The 16,252-nt window shown below is 69.4% G+C and carries 12 protein-coding genes; 4 read left to right on the top strand and 8 right to left on the bottom strand.

Annotated features, from left to right (window positions below; all coding sequences use genetic code 11):
• Positions 1 to 9 precede the first annotated feature (9 nt).
• On the bottom strand, positions 10 to 945 hold the full coding sequence (locus AB0B82_RS15470; protein ID WP_360167574.1) for a deoxyribose-phosphate aldolase: 936 nt from the start codon (positions 943 to 945) through the stop codon (positions 10 to 12).
• 1,097 nt (positions 946 to 2,042) lie between these two features.
• Complete coding sequence (locus AB0B82_RS15465) at positions 2,043 to 2,246, bottom strand: hypothetical protein (protein WP_360167571.1); 204 nt, start codon at positions 2,244 to 2,246, stop codon at positions 2,043 to 2,045.
• Positions 2,247 to 2,740: 494 nt separating this feature from the next.
• Here AB0B82_RS15465 and AB0B82_RS15460 point away from each other — a divergent pair, with 494 nt between their 5' ends.
• Entirely contained in the window at positions 2,741 to 3,157 is a 417-nt protein-coding gene (locus AB0B82_RS15460; RefSeq protein WP_360167568.1) for a hypothetical protein, read from the top strand.
• Between the two features lie 388 nt (positions 3,158 to 3,545).
• On the opposite strand, the gene iolC is transcribed toward AB0B82_RS15460, so the two are convergent.
• The 3 genes from iolC to AB0B82_RS15445 all read right to left on the bottom strand — a co-directional run bounded on the left by iolC (position 3,546) and on the right by AB0B82_RS15445 (position 6,443).
• The gene (gene iolC, locus AB0B82_RS15455) at positions 3,546 to 4,487 is read right to left on the bottom strand and encodes a 5-dehydro-2-deoxygluconokinase (protein WP_360167700.1); all 942 of its coding nucleotides are present in this window, start codon (positions 4,485 to 4,487) and stop codon (positions 3,546 to 3,548) included.
• Between the two features lie 70 nt (positions 4,488 to 4,557).
• Positions 4,558 to 5,442 (bottom strand): sugar phosphate isomerase/epimerase, encoded by an 885-nt coding sequence (locus tag AB0B82_RS15450; RefSeq protein ID WP_360167565.1) that lies wholly within the window; start codon positions 5,440 to 5,442, stop codon positions 4,558 to 4,560.
• A gap of 14 nt (positions 5,443 to 5,456) precedes the next feature.
• The gene (locus AB0B82_RS15445) at positions 5,457 to 6,443 is read right to left on the bottom strand and encodes a Gfo/Idh/MocA family oxidoreductase (RefSeq protein WP_360167562.1); all 987 of its coding nucleotides are present in this window, start codon (positions 6,441 to 6,443) and stop codon (positions 5,457 to 5,459) included.
• A gap of 143 nt (positions 6,444 to 6,586) precedes the next feature.
• Here AB0B82_RS15445 and AB0B82_RS15440 point away from each other — a divergent pair, with 143 nt between their 5' ends.
• A complete protein-coding gene (locus AB0B82_RS15440; RefSeq protein WP_360167559.1) occupies positions 6,587 to 7,339 on the top strand; it encodes a GntR family transcriptional regulator in 753 nt (250 codons plus the stop codon).
• Positions 7,340 to 7,389: 50 nt separating this feature from the next.
• On the opposite strand, the gene AB0B82_RS15435 is transcribed toward AB0B82_RS15440, so the two are convergent.
• Both AB0B82_RS15435 and AB0B82_RS15430 read right to left on the bottom strand, forming a co-directional pair.
• Positions 7,390 to 12,252, bottom strand: a complete 4,863-nt coding sequence (locus AB0B82_RS15435; RefSeq protein ID WP_360167556.1) for an NAD-glutamate dehydrogenase — start codon at positions 12,250 to 12,252, stop codon at positions 7,390 to 7,392.
• A gap of 133 nt (positions 12,253 to 12,385) precedes the next feature.
• On the bottom strand, positions 12,386 to 12,871 hold the full coding sequence (locus AB0B82_RS15430) for a MarR family winged helix-turn-helix transcriptional regulator (RefSeq protein WP_360167553.1): 486 nt from the start codon (positions 12,869 to 12,871) through the stop codon (positions 12,386 to 12,388).
• A gap of 92 nt (positions 12,872 to 12,963) precedes the next feature.
• Between AB0B82_RS15430 and AB0B82_RS15425 the strand changes: the two genes are divergently transcribed.
• On the top strand, positions 12,964 to 13,935 hold the full coding sequence (locus AB0B82_RS15425; RefSeq protein ID WP_360167550.1) for an NmrA/HSCARG family protein: 972 nt from the start codon (positions 12,964 to 12,966) through the stop codon (positions 13,933 to 13,935).
• 500 nt (positions 13,936 to 14,435) lie between these two features.
• A complete protein-coding gene (locus AB0B82_RS15420) occupies positions 14,436 to 15,290 on the top strand; it encodes an aminoglycoside phosphotransferase family protein (RefSeq protein WP_360167547.1) in 855 nt (284 codons plus the stop codon).
• A gap of 65 nt (positions 15,291 to 15,355) precedes the next feature.
• Here AB0B82_RS15420 and AB0B82_RS15415 read toward each other — a convergent pair whose 3' ends face one another.
• Positions 15,356 to 16,183, bottom strand: a complete 828-nt coding sequence (locus AB0B82_RS15415; protein ID WP_360167544.1) for a helix-turn-helix transcriptional regulator — start codon at positions 16,181 to 16,183, stop codon at positions 15,356 to 15,358.
• Positions 16,184 to 16,252 lie beyond the last annotated feature (69 nt).

The raw sequence follows: 16,252 nt of genomic DNA, 5'->3' as shown, positions 1-16,252 counted from the left end.
TCATGCGGCTCATGGGCGTCGTGGGTCTCCTGTGCTGCGCGCTGCGTTGTCGCCGATCCCGACGGTTCGGCCGCTCTCGCCATGGACGAGCCCTGCGGCGTGGTCGACAGCCGCTGCGACGTCGCCATCCGGTGGGAACAGCAGCGCCCGTCCGACCACGAGTCCACGCACCGAAGGGAGTTCGAGTGCCTTCGCCCACGACGCATAGGTCACCTCCGGCGCCACGGTCGGATCGCCGCCGAGCAGCAGCGTCGGCAGTGTCGTTGCTTCCATGACACGGTCGAGTTCGTCGACGACCGGCAACTTGAGCCAGGTGTACGCGCTGGTCGCACCGAGCGCGGACGCAATCTGGATCGACTTGATGGTCGAGTCCGGGTCGAGCAGGTTGGTGACCCGCCCGTCCTCGCCGCGCGTCGACCAGAACGGTTCGACCATCGCCATCAGCTTGTGCTCGGCGAGCCCGGTCACCGCCGCGGCACTGCTCTCCAGAGTCGCCACGGTCCCCGGATCGTCGAGGTCGATCCGCGTCAGCATCTTCCCGCCGTCGAGCCGGCGCGCCGCGATCTCGTCCGCACTCCGATACGCCGTGAACCGGTCGTCCAGTTCGAACGCGGCACCCTGCAAGCCACCCCGGTTCATCGACCCGATGACAACCTTGCCTTCGAGCGCCCCGAGGAGGAGTAGGTCTTCCAGCACGTCCGGTGTGGCCAGCACGCCGTCCACGCCGGGCCGCTGCAACGCAATCACCAACCGAGCAATCAGATCCGCCCGGCTCCCCATCGCCATCCGGTCCCCCCGAACCCCTAACGCCCCGCGCGCCGGATGATCAGCAGCCACGATCAACAGCCGCCCGTCATCCCCCACCAACGCCCGAGTCCGCCGCTGCAACCACCCCTCAGCCACCCGCTCCGGATGCCGAACCCGAATCTCGGTCAACTCCGCCAACCGAGCCCCGAACTCGTCCCACCCGTCTCCACGAGCATCCCCCGCAACCTCAGCCCCCGCAACAACCGAGCCCTCCGTCCACGCACCATCGACCGTCCCCCCGTCCGCCAACACCGCACCAGCGGCCCCAGCCCATCCGCCGTCATCCGAGGAACCGTCCGCGCCTGCGTCCTCTGGTGAACCGTCCGCACCTGCGTTCTCCGATGAGCCGTCCGCACCTGCGTCCTCTGATGAACCGTTTGCATCTGCGTCGTCCAACGGCACACCTGCCGCCTGCGCACGGGCACCTTCGTCGAACGCTTGATGGCCCGGCTCGCCCACGCGCTCCACGGTCGCACCAGCACCAGTTGCATGCCCGCGCCCATCGAAGTCGTCAGCAGCCTGCCCCTCGGCCCACATCCCGTCGTCCCCGACCGCGGGATAGAGCTGGGTGTGCTCCAACGCATCAACCTCGTCCGCGCTTTCGATACCCCGCCCCGACTGCCTCTCGTCATCGCCCGCACCATCACGCGAGCTGCCACGTGAACCGTCGTGCCAATGATCGTGCGAACCGTCGTGCGGACCGTCGTGCGGACCGTCACTGCTCCGGGCAAGCCCGCCGGCCACACTCCCAGCCGCCCCCACCGCAGCCGCAGCCGCCACAGCGGCAGCACCCGCCGCAGTAGCCGCAGTAGCCGCGCTATCGACGCCGCTCGCACCGGCCCCACCCGCGACCCCGCCGGCACCGGCCGCACCAGCGGCACCGACCGAACCAGCACCAACCGGACTCACGGGACCCGCCGCACCAGGAGCACTCCCCGGACTCGCAGCATCCGCCCGACCCGCAGGACCCGCAGGACCCGCAGGACCCGCCGTGTCCGCAGGACCCGCAGCGTCCGCAGGACCCACGGCGCCCGCCGCACTCCCCGGACCTGCAGTACGCGCCGGACCCGCAGCGTCCGCAGGACGTGTGGCGCTGGCCTGCGATGTCACACCCGCTGCATTCGAGGGACCTGCAGCACTCGCGGGACCTGCCGCGCCTGCATCGGCCACACCTCCAGTGCGCGCCCCGCTGATCCGGCGGGCAGCGCCGGCGGGACTCGTAGGATCCGTGGCACTCACGGGATCTGTGCCGTCTGCAGTACGAGAACCAGCAGCGTGTGCCGCGCTGATCGGACCCAGGCCACCGGTTGTAGCACCTGCTTCGGGTGCAGATTTCTCCGCCGGCTGCGGATGCGCGGCTCTCGCCGCAGGGGCGTCCGGTTCGAAGGCTCCCACTGGCGTACCGGCAGCCGCACCTTGTGCGTCGTCGCCAGTTCCATCGGACGCCAGCGAGTTGTCCGAGGGTGGCAACGCTCCAGACGCCTCACCTGCGCTTGACATCACGCCGGCGCCCGCACCTCGCGCCGGCGTCCCAGACAGCGCTGTGCCCGGACGCTCTGTACCAGAACGCTCCGTGCCAGAACCCTCCGCTCGAGCGGTATCCGTGCCGACGGTCTCCGGAACAGGCGCACCTTCATCAGGTGCCCCCTCGTCGCGCGGCGTGCCAGGTGCGTCCGCCGCACGCGGCTCCGCACCGATGGCGCTGGTAGCCGATGCAACCTCGCCCGCTGCTGTTGCCGCAGTCGCCGCGTGCTGGTCCGAGCCAGTGTGGGGCGCGGGGCGTGGCGGCTCGTCAGGTGGGAGGAGGGTGGCTCGTTGGGGGCCGCGTACGGGGTGCGCCGTGATCTGGTGACCGGCCGAAGGTTGGTCGGCGCGCGGGGCGTCGGTTGACGGATCCGCGTCGGGCGAGTCCGCTGGGAGGTTCAGGTCACCGATGATCGTCGTCTGGCCGTCCGGAGTCGCGGACGGCGCGTCGGCGAAGGAGGTGCCTGCGGAGGACGGCGCGGCGGAGGACGGTGCGGCGGAAGACGAGCCGGCGGAAGACGAGCCAGCGGAAGACGGGCCGGCAGACGGCTCGTCGGTGCGCGGCTCACCGCCAGCTGGATCGATCAGAACAGTCGTGTCCCCTGCTGGGTCTGCGTCGGTACGGCCCGCAGCAGCCGCCGGGTCGACCACGCTCGATTCGCCGTCGTTGACACCCGAGATCACGGTCGGGTCGTCGGGACCCGGGACGCCTGGCGCCGGTGCAATCACCGTGAGGTCGTCGGGACCGGCGTACGCCGATCCGCTCTGGGAGATCTGGCGCGGGGCCGTTGCCCTCGGATCATGCGAGTCGACGGACGCGGGCTGACGCGCCGGCGTCGAGCTGCCCTCGGCTGCCACGGGTTGGCGGGCGGTCGGCTGGTTGCCCGCGGCGGCGGGCGGCGCGGCAGGCGGGGCGCCTTGAGTGGATGCACCGTGGGCTGCGGCGGTGGGGACGTTGGGGGCGGGGTCGTTCGGGGTGGCGAAGCGTACGGTCAGGTTGTCGGCGCCGGGGTTCCACTTGCCTGCACCTGGCGACCACTTGTCGGTGTCGGAGGTCCACCAGGTTGCGCGTTCGTCGGCGTCAGTGGGGACGCGGGCGACCACCGTCGGGTCGTTGGGGCCGGGGGTGGGTGTGGTGGCGTCCGGGTCACCGTGGGGCCGGTGCACGGGGATGGGGCGGGCGTGCTCGGAGTACTGGTCTTCGTCGTGGGGGCTCATGCGTCGGCTCCCAAATGAGACAGGACCTCGTCGGTGGTGGGCATGGCGGTGGAGCATTCGAGGCGGGAGGCCACAATCGCGCCGGCCGTGTTGGCGAAGCGGATGATCTTCTCCAGCGGCCAGCCGGACAACAGACCGTGGCACAGGGCACCGCCGAAGCCGTCGCCGGCGCCGAGGCCGTTGACGACCTCGACCGGGTACGGCGGGACCTCGACGCGCTCGTCGCGGGTCCGGGCGAGGGTGCCGCGCGGGCCTTGTTTAACAACGGCAAGATCGAGTCCGCGATCCAGCAGGGCCTGGGCGGCCTTGTCGGGGTCGGTTTCGCCGACGGCGACCTCGCACTCCTCACGGTTGCCAACCGCAACTGTGCAGTACTCCAGCGCGCGCGACACCTGCGCGTGCGCCTCGCTCGGGTCCTCCCAGAACATCGGCCGGTAGTCGAGGTCGAGAACCGTGATCGGACGCCGGCCGCGGGCCTCCCAGGCAGCGAAGTGGGCGGAGCGGGACGGTTCCGCGGACAGGCCGGTGACCGTGGACCAGTAGATCCGGGCGTCGCGGATCGCGTCCAGGTCGAGTTCCGACGGCTCGATGACCAGGTCCGGCGCTTTCGGGAAGCGGTAGAAGTACAGCGGGAAGTTGTCCGGCGGGAAGATCTCGCAGAATGTGATCGGCGTCGGCAGCCCGTCGACCGGGGTGACGAAGCGGTCGTCGACCCCGAGTTCGCCGAGCGTGCGGTGGATGAACGTGCCGAACGGGTCGTTGCCGGTCCGGCTGATCACCGCCGTCCGGTGCCCGTGCCGTGCCGCCGCCACCGCCACGTTCGTCGCGCTCCCGCCGAGGAACTTGCCGAACGAGGTGACGTCTTCCAGATGCGTCCCGATCTGCAGCGGATACAGGTCGACCCCGATGCGCCCGATCGTCAGTACGTCGTCCACCATCAGACCTTCCCATCCCGCCGGGTCCTGCAGGTACTCGAGCACGTACCCCACCGAGCACTCACACCGGCATTCATGCAACCGCCGCCGCGATCGACCGCAGGTGCTCGATACTCGCGCGGACGTCGGCCAGTGGACCCTCGTCCGCCGGGCGTGCTTGCAGGATCGTGTCCTGTTCCAGCACGTACCAGCCGTCGTAACCGGACTTCTCCAGCGTGCTCACGATCGTGGTGATGTCGATGTCGCCGGCACCGAGCGGGCGATACATCCCGGCACGTACGGCGTCGGTGTAGGTGACCTCACCGGACTGCACCCGCGCAGCCCACGCGGCGTCGACGTCCTTGAGATGCGTGTGCCGGATCCGCGCCGTGTGCTCGACGGCGAGCGCGACCGGATCGACGCCACCGATCAGCAGATGCCCCGTGTCGAGCGTGAGACCGATCGACGAGCCCTCCAGTACGCGAGAAACATCGTCGGCGTTTTCGATCATCGTCCCGACATGCGGATGCACGGTCGCGAGCACACCACGCGACGCCGCCAGCGACGACAGCTTGTCCAGGTTGGCGAGCAGCGTGCTCCACCCGGCGGCGTCAAGCACCGGCCGGTCGTCGTACCCTTCCTGGCCGGTTGCGGCAGCGAGGACCAGCGTCCCCGCGCCGGCGGCGACGAAGCCTTCCAACGCGGCAGCAACCGCGGGTGCTGGGTCCGCAGCCGGGTCGTGCAGCACGACCGGGACGAACCCGCCGACGGCGCGAAGTCCCACGTCGGCCAGGGTTTTCGCCTTTTCCGACGGGTCGTCGGGCAGGAACCCGTCCGGGCCGAACTCGGTGGCCGCCAACCCGACCGCGCGCATCGCGGCGAGCACGGTCGGCGCGTCGTACTGCCAGCCCCAGCCCGGCACCTCGCACACACCCCATGAGATCGGGGCGCCGGCGATCCGGGCGGCAAGTTCAGTCATCTCAGCAGGCCCTTTCAGAGTGTGACGACGCGGTTTTCACGGCGGGACAGTTCACAGGCGTCGGCGATCCGGAACGCCGCGAACGCGTCCCGGACCGTACAGGGCACCTCGCGGGCGCCTGCGACGACCTCGGTGAAAGCGGTCAGCTCGGCGACGTACGCGGGCTGGAACCGGTCCATGAAGGTCATGTGCGCCGGCCCCTCCGGGAACGTGACGCCGGGCTCGGCCGAGCGGAGCGCGGTGTGCGAGTCCAGGCCGACGGCGATCGAGCCGAGGCTGCCGTGCAGTTCCATCCGTACGTCGTGACCGGCGCCGTTGTACCGGGTACCGCTGACCGCGACGAACGTGCCGTCGTCGAGCGTGAGCAGCGCGGCCGCCGAGTCGACGTCGCCGTACTCGCCGAAGAAGGTCTCACCGCGGTTCGCGCCGGTCGCGTAGACGCTGACGACCTCGCGACCGGTGACGTACCGGAGGATGTCGAAGTCGTGCACGGTGCAGTCGCGGAAGAAGCCGCCGCTCTGCGGGATGTACTCGCGGTGCGGCGGGAACGCGTCGTTCGTGTTCGCCCGGATGTGGTGCACGAAGCCGAGCTCGCCGGACTCCACAGCGGCCCGCGCCGCCTGGTACCCGGCGTCGAACCGGCGCTGGAAACCGATGTGCACCGGCACCGGCGACGTTTCGACCAGGGCGAGCACCCGCTCGGTCTCGGCCAGGTCGAGCGCGACCGGCTTCTCGCAGAACGTCGGGACGCCGGCCCGCAGACCGTCCTCGATCAACGCCGCGTGCGCGCCTGTCGCGGCGGCGATCACGAACCCGTCCACGCCGGACCCGAGCAACGCCGGTACGTCGGGCGCGTACCCGACGCCGAGTTCCTTGGCGACCACCTGCGCGCGGTCCGGGTCCGCGTCGGCGACGACCACCTGATCCACCGCCGGCAAAGCCTTCAGGGTCGCGGCGTGGAACGCCCCGATCCGCCCGACTCCGACCAACCCGATCCGCATCCGCGTTGCCTCTCTCGAGAACGGGCGCGCCACACGTCCCCGCGGCGCGCTGGTTGCTCGTCAGCTTTCCGGGCGGGTGGCACGGGTGTCAATACTTTGTTAACACATTCTCACGTCGGTACATATGCGTGTACCATCCGCTCATGGGAGGACCCCTGACCGCGCCGCTGCCGATTCAGCTCGATCGGAGCAGCCCGGTGCCGCTGTACCACCAGCTGGCCGAGCAGTTGACGGCCGCGATCCGGGAGGGACGGCTGCGGCCGGGCGATCCGTTCGAGAACGAGATCGGCATGTCCGACCGGCTGAACCTGTCCCGCCCGACGGTCCGGCGGGCCATCTCCGAGCTGGTCAACCAGGGCCTGCTGGTCCGCCGCCGCGGCATCGGCACCACGGTCGCGAACCAGATGGTGCACCGCAAGGCCGAGCTGACCAGCCTGTACGACGACCTCGCGCGCGAGGGCCGGACGCCGCGGACCGAAGTGCTGTCGCTGGACTGCACCGCGCAGGACGAACGCGCCGCCACTGTCCTCGAGGTGCCGCAGGGAACGCCGCTGGTCGCGATCGTGCGGCTGCGGTACGCCGACGACCTGCCGCTCGCGATCATGCGCAACTGGCTACCGCCGACGCTCAGCGACCTGACCCTCGACGAGCTCACCAACAACGGTCTGTACGCCGTCCTGCGCGCCCGCGGCATCCGCCCGACGGTCGCCCGGCAACGCATCGGCGCCCGCAACGCGACCGCCGAGGAACGCCGTACCCTGCACATGTCCAAGGCCGAGCCGCTCGTCACCATGACCCGCTCCGCCTACGCCGCCGACGGCACCCCCGTCGAATACGGCAGCCACTGCTACCGGGCCGACCAATACTCGGTCGACGTCGTCGTGTCCGAACGCTGACACTGCCCGCACGTGGGGCAGGTCGGAGTTACCCACCTGCCCGCACGGAGTCAGGCCTGCGTTGTGGTGAGGGTTCGGACCAGGCGGAGGCCTACGGACAGGTGGGCCAGTTCGGGGCCTTCGGTTTCGACGATCTCCTCCAGCATCGTGGCGGCGCGGGCCAGGGCGGTCGCGTTCTGGTCCTGCCAGGCGACGACGCGGTCCTCGGGGTCGGCCGTCGGGTCGGTGTTGGCGAGCACCTGGCGGGTCAGCCGGCCGTGTACCGCGTGCAGGTCGTCGCGCAGCGCCGCCCGCGCCATGGTCTGCCACCGGTCGGTGCGCGGCAGGCCGATGATGCGTTCGAGGAAGCGGCCGAGTTGCAGCCGCTCACCAAGGGCGAAATGGACCTTGGCGACCTCGAGGATGTCGATGTCCTCGCGGGACGCGGTCTCCACGATGCCGAGACCGGCATACGCCGGCGGCAGCACCGCGATCCGGGTCGCGAAGTCGTCCGAGACGCCCTTCTGCACAAGGGCTTCGCGGCGCTGCTCGAACAGCGCGAGCTCACGTCCGCGCAGCACGTCGGGCAGCGCGGTGGTCAGCTTCGCGATGCCCGGAGCGAAGAACTCGATCAGTTCCTCGATGTCCACCGGAGGCCGCCGGTTCGACACCAGCCAGCGGGTGGCGCGCTCGACCAGCGTGCGGGTCTCCAGCCGCATGTGCGTCTGCGTCGCCGCGTCGACCACGTTGTCGAGCTCGGAGTTGCGCGCCAGCAACTCCGGCTGCGCGAAGATCCGCGACGCGGCCAGGTTCGCGCGGACCACATCCTCGACGGTTCCGCCGGTCTCGAGCGAGAGCCGGTGGTACGCCGTGATGCCGGACGTGTTGACGAACTCGTTCACCACCTGCGTGGTGATGATCTCGCGCCGCAGCTGGTGGCCCTGGATCTGCTCGGCGAACCGCTCCTGGATCGCCTTCGGGAAGTAGCTGGCCAGCTTGTGCTTCAGGTACGGGTCGTCGGGCAACGAGGTCTTCAGCAGCTCGGCCTCGAGCACGATCTTCGTGTAGGCGACCAGCACCGACAGCTCCGGCGACGTCAGCCCGCGGCCGTCGGCCCGGCGCCGCTTGAACTCGGCCACGCTCGGCAGGAACTCGAGCTCGCGGTCGAGCAGCCCCTCCTTCTCCAGCCTGCGCACCCAGTCCTGGTGGACGTGCATCAGTGCCGGCGCCTGCGCCAACGCGTTGGCGAGCGCGATGTTCTGCCGGTAGTTGCTCTTCAGCACCAGCGCGCTGACCTCGTCGGTCATCGACGCGATGATGTCGTTGCGCTGCTTCTCGGTCAGGTCGCCGTCGGCGACCACCTGGTCCAGCAGGATCTTGATGTTCACCTCGTGGTCGGAGGTGTCCACACCGGCCACGTTGTCGATGAAGTCGGTGTTGATCCGGCCGCCGGACGCGGCGTACTCGATCCGGCCGAGCTGAGTGAAGCCGAGGTTGCCGCCCTCGCCGACCGCGCGGGCGCGCAGGTCGGAACCGTTGATCCGGATCGCGTCGTTCGCCTTGTCGCCGACGTCCGCGTTCGACTCCGACGACGCCTTGACGTACGTCCCGATGCCGCCGTTCCAGAACAGGTCGACCGGCGCCTTGAGGATCGCGCTCATCAGCTCGGCCGGCGTCAGCGTCGGCGCGGTGCCCTCGATCCCGAGCACGGCGCGAACCTCGGCCGAGATCGGGATCGCCTTCTCGGTCCGCGGGTACACGCCGCCGCCGGCCGAGATCAGCGACGGGTCGTAGTCCGCCCACGACGACCGCGGCAGCTCGAACAGCCGCCGCCGCTCGGCGAACGACGTGGCCGCGTCCGGCGACGGGTCGAGGAAGATGTGCCGGTGGTCGAACGCGGCGACCAGCCGGATGTGTTCCGACAGCAGCATCCCGTTGCCGAACACGTCACCGGACATGTCGCCGACGCCGACGACCGTGAAGTCCTCGCGCTGGCAGTCGTGCCCGAGTTCGCGGAAGTGCCGTTTGACCGACTCCCACGCGCCGCGGGCGGTGATGCCCATCGCCTTGTGGTCGTACCCGGCCGAGCCGCCGGAGGCGAACGCGTCGCCGAGCCAGAACCCGTACTCCTTGGCGACCCCGTTCGCGATGTCCGAGAACGTCGCCGTGCCCTTGTCCGCGGCAACCACCAGGTAGGCGTCGTCACCGTCGTACCGGACCACGTCGCGCGGCGGAACGATGTCCCCGGCAACGATGTTGTCGGTGATGTCGAGCAGTCCCGAGATGAAGGTCTGGTACGACGCGATGCCTTCGGCCAGCCAGGCGTCGCGATCCGCGGCCGGGTCGGGCAGCTGCTTGGCGTAGAACCCGCCCTTCGCACCGACCGGAACGATCACGGAGTTCTTCACCATCTGCGCCTTCACGAGGCCGAGCACCTCGGTGCGGAAGTCCTCGCGGCGGTCCGACCAGCGCAGCCCACCGCGGGCGACCGCGCCGAACCGCAGGTGCACACCTTCGACGCGCGGCGAGTACACGAAGATCTCGTACGCCGGTCGCGGCTGCGGCAGGTCCGGGATCGCCTTCGGCTCCAGCTTCAGCGAGATGTACGACCGCGGCTGCCCGTCCGGACCCGGCTGGAAGTAGTTGGTCCGCAGCGTCGCCTTCATGACAGTCAGGAACGAGCGCAGGATGCGGTCCTCGTCCAGGCTCTGCACCGTGTCGAGCGCGGCGAGGATCTCCTTCTCCAGCTGGTCCGTCTGCAGCTGGCGCTCCGGGTCGTCGGCCGGTCCGCGCGCCGGGTCGAAGCTGGTTTCGAACAGCTGCACGAGCAGCCGCGCGACGTCCACGTGGTTGAGGAAGGTGTTCTCGATGTAGTCCTGGCTGAACGGCGTACCGCCCTGCCGGATGTAGCGCTGGTACGCGCGCAGGACCGCCACCTGCCGCCAGCTGAGGTTGCCGCGCAGCACCAGCGCGTTGAGCTTGTCGGACTCGGCCCGGCCGTCCCACACCGCGTGGAAGGTCTCGGAGAACTGGGTCCGCAGCTCCTCGCGCTCGTCGGTACCGCCCGGCACCCGCAGACCGAAGTCGTAGATGTAGGCCATCGTGCCGTCGGCGCGGCGGAGCTCGTACGGGCGCTCGTCGACGACCTCGACGCCCATCGCGCTCAGGTGCGGGAGGACCTGCGACAGCGACAGCGGCGACCCGGTCCGGTACACCTTGAAGCGCCGCTCGTCCTCCCATTGCTCGTCGAGCGGGGTGTAGAGCGACATCGCCAGGCCGTTCTCGGCCGGGAGCTTCTCGAGGACGTTCACGTCCTTGACCGCGACGCGCGCGTCGAAGTCCTCCTTGTACGCCTCCGGGAACGCCTCGGCGTACCGGCGAGCCAGCTTGGTGACCGCCACGTCACCGCCCTGCGCGTGCAGTGCCGCGGTGAAATCGTCGACCCATGCCCGGGTCGCCTCGACGACCTGCTGCTCCAGGCGCTCGGCGTCGTACTCGCCGACCGTCTCGCCCTGCTTCATCCGGACCACGAAGTGCACGCGCGCGAGCACCGATTCGGTGACGTACGCGGCGTACGTGACGGTCTCGGCGCCGATCGCCTCCTGCAGAATCTGTTGCATCTTCAGCCGGACCGCCGTGGTGTAGCGGTCACGCGGCAGGTACACCAAGCAGGACAGGTACCGGTTGTAGACGTCGCGCCGGACGAACAGCTTGACCGCACGCCGCTCCTGCAAGTGCAGGACGGACTGCACGATCGGCAGCAGGTCCTCGACCGGCGCCTGCAGCAACTCGTCACGCGGGTAGGTCTCCAGGACGTCGAGCAGCCCCTTGCCACTGTGACTGTTCGGGTCGAAGCCGGTCAGTCTGAAGAGCTCGAGGGCCTTGCGCCGCAGCACCGGCACCTGCATGACGCTCTCGGTGTACGCCGTGGACGACAGCAGACCGATGAACCGGCATTCGCGCACCGGGTTGCCGTTCGCGTCGAACTGCTTGATGCCGACGTAGTCCAGGTACGCCGACCGGTGCACCGTGGACCGGGAGTTCGCCTTGGTCAGGATCAGCAGCTTGCGCTCCTGCGCCTTCGCGCTCACCTCGGGCGGCAGTTTGCCCGAGCCGGGCTTCGGGTCCGGCCGCAGGATGCCGAGGCCGGTGCCTGGCCGGCCCCGCAGGATCCCCTGCGAACCCTCCATCGTGAAGTCGTACTCGCGGTAGCCGAGGAAGGTGAAGTGCTCGTCGGCGAGCCACTCGAGCAGCTCGCGGGCCTCCTCCACCTCACTCTCGGGCACCGGCAGCTCAGCAGCGTCCAGACCGGCCGCGATGCTGACCGCCTTCTCGTGCATCTTCGGCCAGTCCTCGACCGCCTCGCGGACGTCGTTCAGCACCTTCTGCAGCGCCTGCTCCAGCGCGCGATGCTCGGCGACGTCCGGGATCCGGTCGATCTCCAGGTGCATCCAGCTCTCCCGGACCAGGTCGTGCCCGTCCGCGGTCGCGCTGTCGTCGAGGATCTCCTGCAGCGTGCCGGCCACATCCCGCCGTACGACGAACTGCGGGTGCACCAGCAACTGCAACTCGAGGTTGCGTTCGGTGATCGCCATCGAAGCGCTGTCCACCAGGAACGGCATGTCGTCGATGACGATCTCGACGACCGTGCGGCCGCCCGCGGACCAGCCGTGCTCCTCGACCGTCGGCGTGAACACGTGCACCTTCGCCGTCCCCTGCGGGCGCGACATCGCGGACTTGTAGTGGTGCCGCGCGGCGCCCAGGCAGTCGTTCGGCTGGCGCTCCGCGACGTCCTCGGCCGCGACATGCCGGTAGTACTGCTCGAGGAACGTCTTCAGCTTGCCCGGGTCGGCCGTTTTGTCGTGCCCATGGGATCCCGCGGCCACCGCCTTGGCGAGCACATCGGCCTTCTGGACGTCCAGCTTGCTCTGCATTCCCCACCGTCTCCACACGTGCTCGTCGGCGTCGCTCGCGCCGAACCGCACGACATTGTGCGGTCACTCAGAGATTAGTCCACCACTGTCACTGGTGTGATCTCGGGACGTGCCTGTCATCAGCCGGTAACACTCAGGATCGGTCGACCAGCGAACAGTCGGTGTCGCAGTGTTTCTCGATCGCCGCCACGACCTCGTCGGCGGCCTCCCCGAGGACCGCGAACCGCTCCGGGCCGAACACGTCGACGAAGAACTCCCGGACCCGCGCCGCCTGCGCGGGTGCACTGTCCCGGATCGCCCGCAGCCCCTCGTCGGTGATGACGATCTCCGGGTAGCGCGCGTCACAGGCCTCCTTGCGGATCAGGCCGCGCTTCTCCATCCGGGTCAGGTGGTGGGACAGCCGACTCTTCTCCCACTGGGTCGACCGGCTCAGCTCGAAGGCGCGCATCCGGCCGGACTCCGACTCGGACAGGTTGACCAGGATCTCGAAGTCGGACTTGGACAGGCCGAACTCACGCTGCAGGTGGCGCTCCAGATGCGTCTCCAGCGTCTTCCGCATCAGCAGATAGCTCCGCCACACCTTCTGCTCGTCGCCGTCCAGCCACGGTCCCTTGCTCACGAAGCCCATCCTACCGCGCCGGGTTGACACATCAACCCGACGCGCTACGATCGGTTGAGTTGACACATCAACCTGAATTCTTGGGAGCAGATATGAGCAAGCTGATCGTCGTCGTCGGAGCCACCGGAGCCCAGGGCGGCGGACTGGTCCGCGCGATCCTGGCGGACCGGTCCGGCGAGTTCGCCGTGCGCGCGCTGACCCGCAACCCGTCCTCGGCCGCAGCGCAGGAGCTCGCGACCGCCGGCGCCGAGGTGGTCGCCGCCGATCTCGACAACGAGGCGAGCGTGCGCGCGGCGTTCGACGGTGCGTACGGCGCCTTCGTGGTAACGAACTACTGGGCTCCGCGGACCCCGGAGGAGGAGGCCGCGCGGACCCGCGCCGAAATGGAACTCGACCAGGCCGCGACCGCCGCGCGCGCCGCTCGCGACGCCGGCATCCAGCACCTGATCTGGTCGACGCTCGAGGACACCAGGCCGTTCTTCGCCGGGCGCGACGACGTACCGAGCCTCGACGGCGGCCGCTACCGGGTGCCGCACTTCGACGCCAAGGGCGAAGCGGACGAGATCTTCACCCAGCACGGCCTGCCGACGACGTTCCTCCGCACGACGTTCTACTTCGACGCCTTGGCCGGTCCGATGAAGCCGCAGCGGAACGCCGACGGCACGCTGACCATCACGATCCCGATGGGCGACCGGCGGCTGTCCGGTATCGCGTCCGAGGACATCGGCCGGACCGCGCTCGCCGTCTTCCGGCGCCCCGAGCTGATCGGCGAGACCATCAGCATCGCCGGCGACCACCTCACCGGCGACGAGTACGCCGCCGCGCTGTCCGAGGCTCTCGGCGAGAAGGTCGCGTACTACTCCCCGGCGCTCGAGGAGTACCGCGAGTACCCCTTCCCGATGGCCGTCGAGATGGCCAACATGTTCCAGTTCTACGCGGAGAACGAGGCCGCGTTCACCGGCGACCGCGACCTGGCGAAGGTCCGTGAGCTGAACCCGGAACTGCAGTCCTTCGAAAGCTGGCTCAACCTGCACAAGGACGAGCTCCAGGCCGCAACTGCGTGACCCCGGGCGCCATCGCGAGGGTCCACCTCGCCTGCCTCCGGTATCCCAGCCCCCAGGGGAAACCGACACACCTAGATGATTGATGCACGGTCTGGTCTGGATTCGGTCGTAGCCGGTGATGGAGCCGAGGACGCTCGGGTGTGTGGCGTGTGGCGTGTGGCGTGTGGCGTGTGGCGTGTGACGCGTGTCAGGTCGACAGGACGTCTCCCGTGCCAGGGGTCACAGCTGAGCGTGAATCAGACACCGAACACACCCGCCCCGCACCACACTAACTGTCGAGCGTACACACCTTCGGGCCGTGCATCGATCATCTAGGGGTGCAGACCAAGGCCGAGCACCTGGTGGCCGAACAGGGTTGCGGCCAGGAAGACCAGGCTGGTGAAACGCGAGAGTCTCGAACCAGTCGATGCGCCCCGGCTTCCGCGCCGGCAGGATGATCGGGTTGTAGTACAGGATCGACACCGCGGTCACCGCGACCGAGGGTGATTAAGCTGCCCGCCATGACCGAGTCTCGGGTTCGTGAACTGGTGGCGCTCGGGCTGCCGGGCTACAGCGTTCGGCAGGTCGTACCACTCGGCGCGGGACTGGACAACGTCGCGTACGAGGTGAACGGCGAACTCGTGGTTCGGATCGCTCGGGAGCCGGGTGCGGTACGGCGCGAGGCGGCACTGCTCGAGGTGCTCGGCGAGGTGAGCACGCTTCCTGTCCCGGCACCGGTCTTCGTCCTGCCCGAGCACGACTGCATCGCCTATCGAAAGCTCCTGGGTACGCCGCTCATCGAGGTTCCGCCGAACCGCCGGTCGGCCTGGGCGGCAGCTGTCGGCGCGGAGCTCGGCAGCTTTCTGTCCGCGCTGCACGCGTCCGATCCAGACCTCTGGACCGACGTCGCAGGCGTCGACGACGAACCGTTGGCCGGCTGGCGGGACGAAGCGGCGGAGCTGTACGCAGACGTCGCGGAACGGCTGGCACCCGGTCAGCACCGCGGCGTCGAAGACTTCCTCCGCGCGCCACTGCCCGACCCCGCACAGACGCTGGTCTTCTCCCACAACGATCTCGGCATCGAACACGTTCTCGTTGCCAAGAGCACCGGTTCGGTCTCCGGCATCATCGACTGGTCCGACGCTGCCGTCTGTGACCCGGCCCGCGACCTCGGTCTGATCCTGCGCGACCTCGGCACCACCGGCTTCGAGGCCGCACTCGAACGTTACCCAGCAGGTGACGATCTCCGGGACCGTGCCTGGTTCTACGCGCGCTGTTCCCTGCTGGAGGACCTCCAGTTCGGCCTGAAGACCGGGCGCGCGACGTACCGCGACAAGTCTCTGATCGCCCTGGGGGAACTGTTCGCCCCGGACTGACGACCGCCGAACTGGGTCGCCCCTGTGGTGGGCCAGCACAAGCAGGAGCTTGTCCGGCACGCCATTCAGATCGCGAGCGTGCGCAGTACGGCCGCGGTCGCTTCGTTGGCCGGGAAGAAGGTTTCGATGGCGATCTCGTCGAGCGTGACGTCGCGCGGTGAGCCGAACACGGTGGCCGCGTAGAGGAAGTCGAGATCGCCGTACGGCGTGGCGAGCTGCAGCGGTACGACGAGGTCGTCGGCGGGATGTGCCGGCTGACGGCGCGCGGGGACGTCGTGGCGCTGCAGGTCCTCGAGCAGTTCCTCCAGGCTCAGGTCGGCGGTCCGGTCGAGTTGCCGCCGTACCCGCCGGATCACGTGCGCGCGCCACTGCTCGAGGTTGCGGACCATCGGCGCCAGGCCGTCGGGGTGCAGCGTCGCGCGCAGCATGTTGACGGGCGGACCGGCGCGCTCCGGCGGGAGGTCGGCCAGGAACGGGCGCATGGCCTGGTTCATCGCCAGCAGGTCCCAGCGGACGTTGACGGCGACCGCTGGGTTCGGCTCCATCCCGGTGAGCACCGTCCGGACCGCGTCCCGGGCGGCACCGAGGTCGGTGAGCGGCCGCTCCAGATGGACCGGCGCGAACCCCGCGGCCAGGTACATCCGGTTGCGTTCGCGCAGCGGTACGTCGAGTTCGTCGCAGATCCGCTCGATCATCTGGGGGCTCGGCCGGGACCGCCCGGTCTCGATGTAGCTGAGGTGTTTCGCGGACAGGTCGGCCGCCAGCGACACGTCCAGTTGCGAGCGCCGGCGCCGCTCGCGCCACCGTTTCACCAGTACTCCGACCGTCTCGTTCGAGCCCGTCATGATCGCCGTCACGACCGCAACGACGCCCGCGGTCCGGCGGCGCGGCAATCACCTCGGAGGTTATTGAGCTGCGGCAACGCTGCGTCGACAGTGGTCGGGACATCCACCGAAGGAGTA

The sequence above is a fragment of the Kribbella sp. NPDC048915 genome, assembly GCF_040649595.1.
GTDB lineage: Bacteria > Actinomycetota > Actinomycetes > Propionibacteriales > Kribbellaceae > Kribbella.
The sequence above is the reverse complement of the archived record's forward strand: the minus strand, read 5'-3'. Positions and strand labels throughout refer to the sequence as shown.

What these genes read in the sequence shown, in the direction of transcription:
- AB0B82_RS15465 (WP_360167571.1), bottom strand. Translation starts at nt 2,246, where the DNA reads ATGGAACTGGCGACGACGCACAAGGTGCGGCTGCCGGTACGCCAGTGG.
- AB0B82_RS15460 (WP_360167568.1), top strand. Translation starts at nt 2,741, where the DNA reads ATGATCGTCGTCTGGCCGTCCGGAGTCGCGGACGGCGCGTCGGCGAAG.
- iolC (WP_360167700.1), bottom strand. Translation starts at nt 4,487, where the DNA reads ATGGTGGACGACGTACTGACGATCGGGCGCATCGGGGTCGACCTGTAT.
- AB0B82_RS15450 (WP_360167565.1), bottom strand. Translation starts at nt 5,442, where the DNA reads ATGACTGAACTTGCCGCCCGGATCGCCGGCGCCCCGATCTCATGGGGT.
- AB0B82_RS15445 (WP_360167562.1), bottom strand. Translation starts at nt 6,443, where the DNA reads ATGCGGATCGGGTTGGTCGGAGTCGGGCGGATCGGGGCGTTCCACGCC.
- AB0B82_RS15440 (WP_360167559.1), top strand. Translation starts at nt 6,587, where the DNA reads ATGGGAGGACCCCTGACCGCGCCGCTGCCGATTCAGCTCGATCGGAGC.
- AB0B82_RS15435 (WP_360167556.1), bottom strand. Translation starts at nt 12,252, where the DNA reads ATGCAGAGCAAGCTGGACGTCCAGAAGGCCGATGTGCTCGCCAAGGCG.
- AB0B82_RS15425 (WP_360167550.1), top strand. Translation starts at nt 12,964, where the DNA reads ATGAGCAAGCTGATCGTCGTCGTCGGAGCCACCGGAGCCCAGGGCGGC.
- AB0B82_RS15420 (WP_360167547.1), top strand. Translation starts at nt 14,436, where the DNA reads ATGACCGAGTCTCGGGTTCGTGAACTGGTGGCGCTCGGGCTGCCGGGC.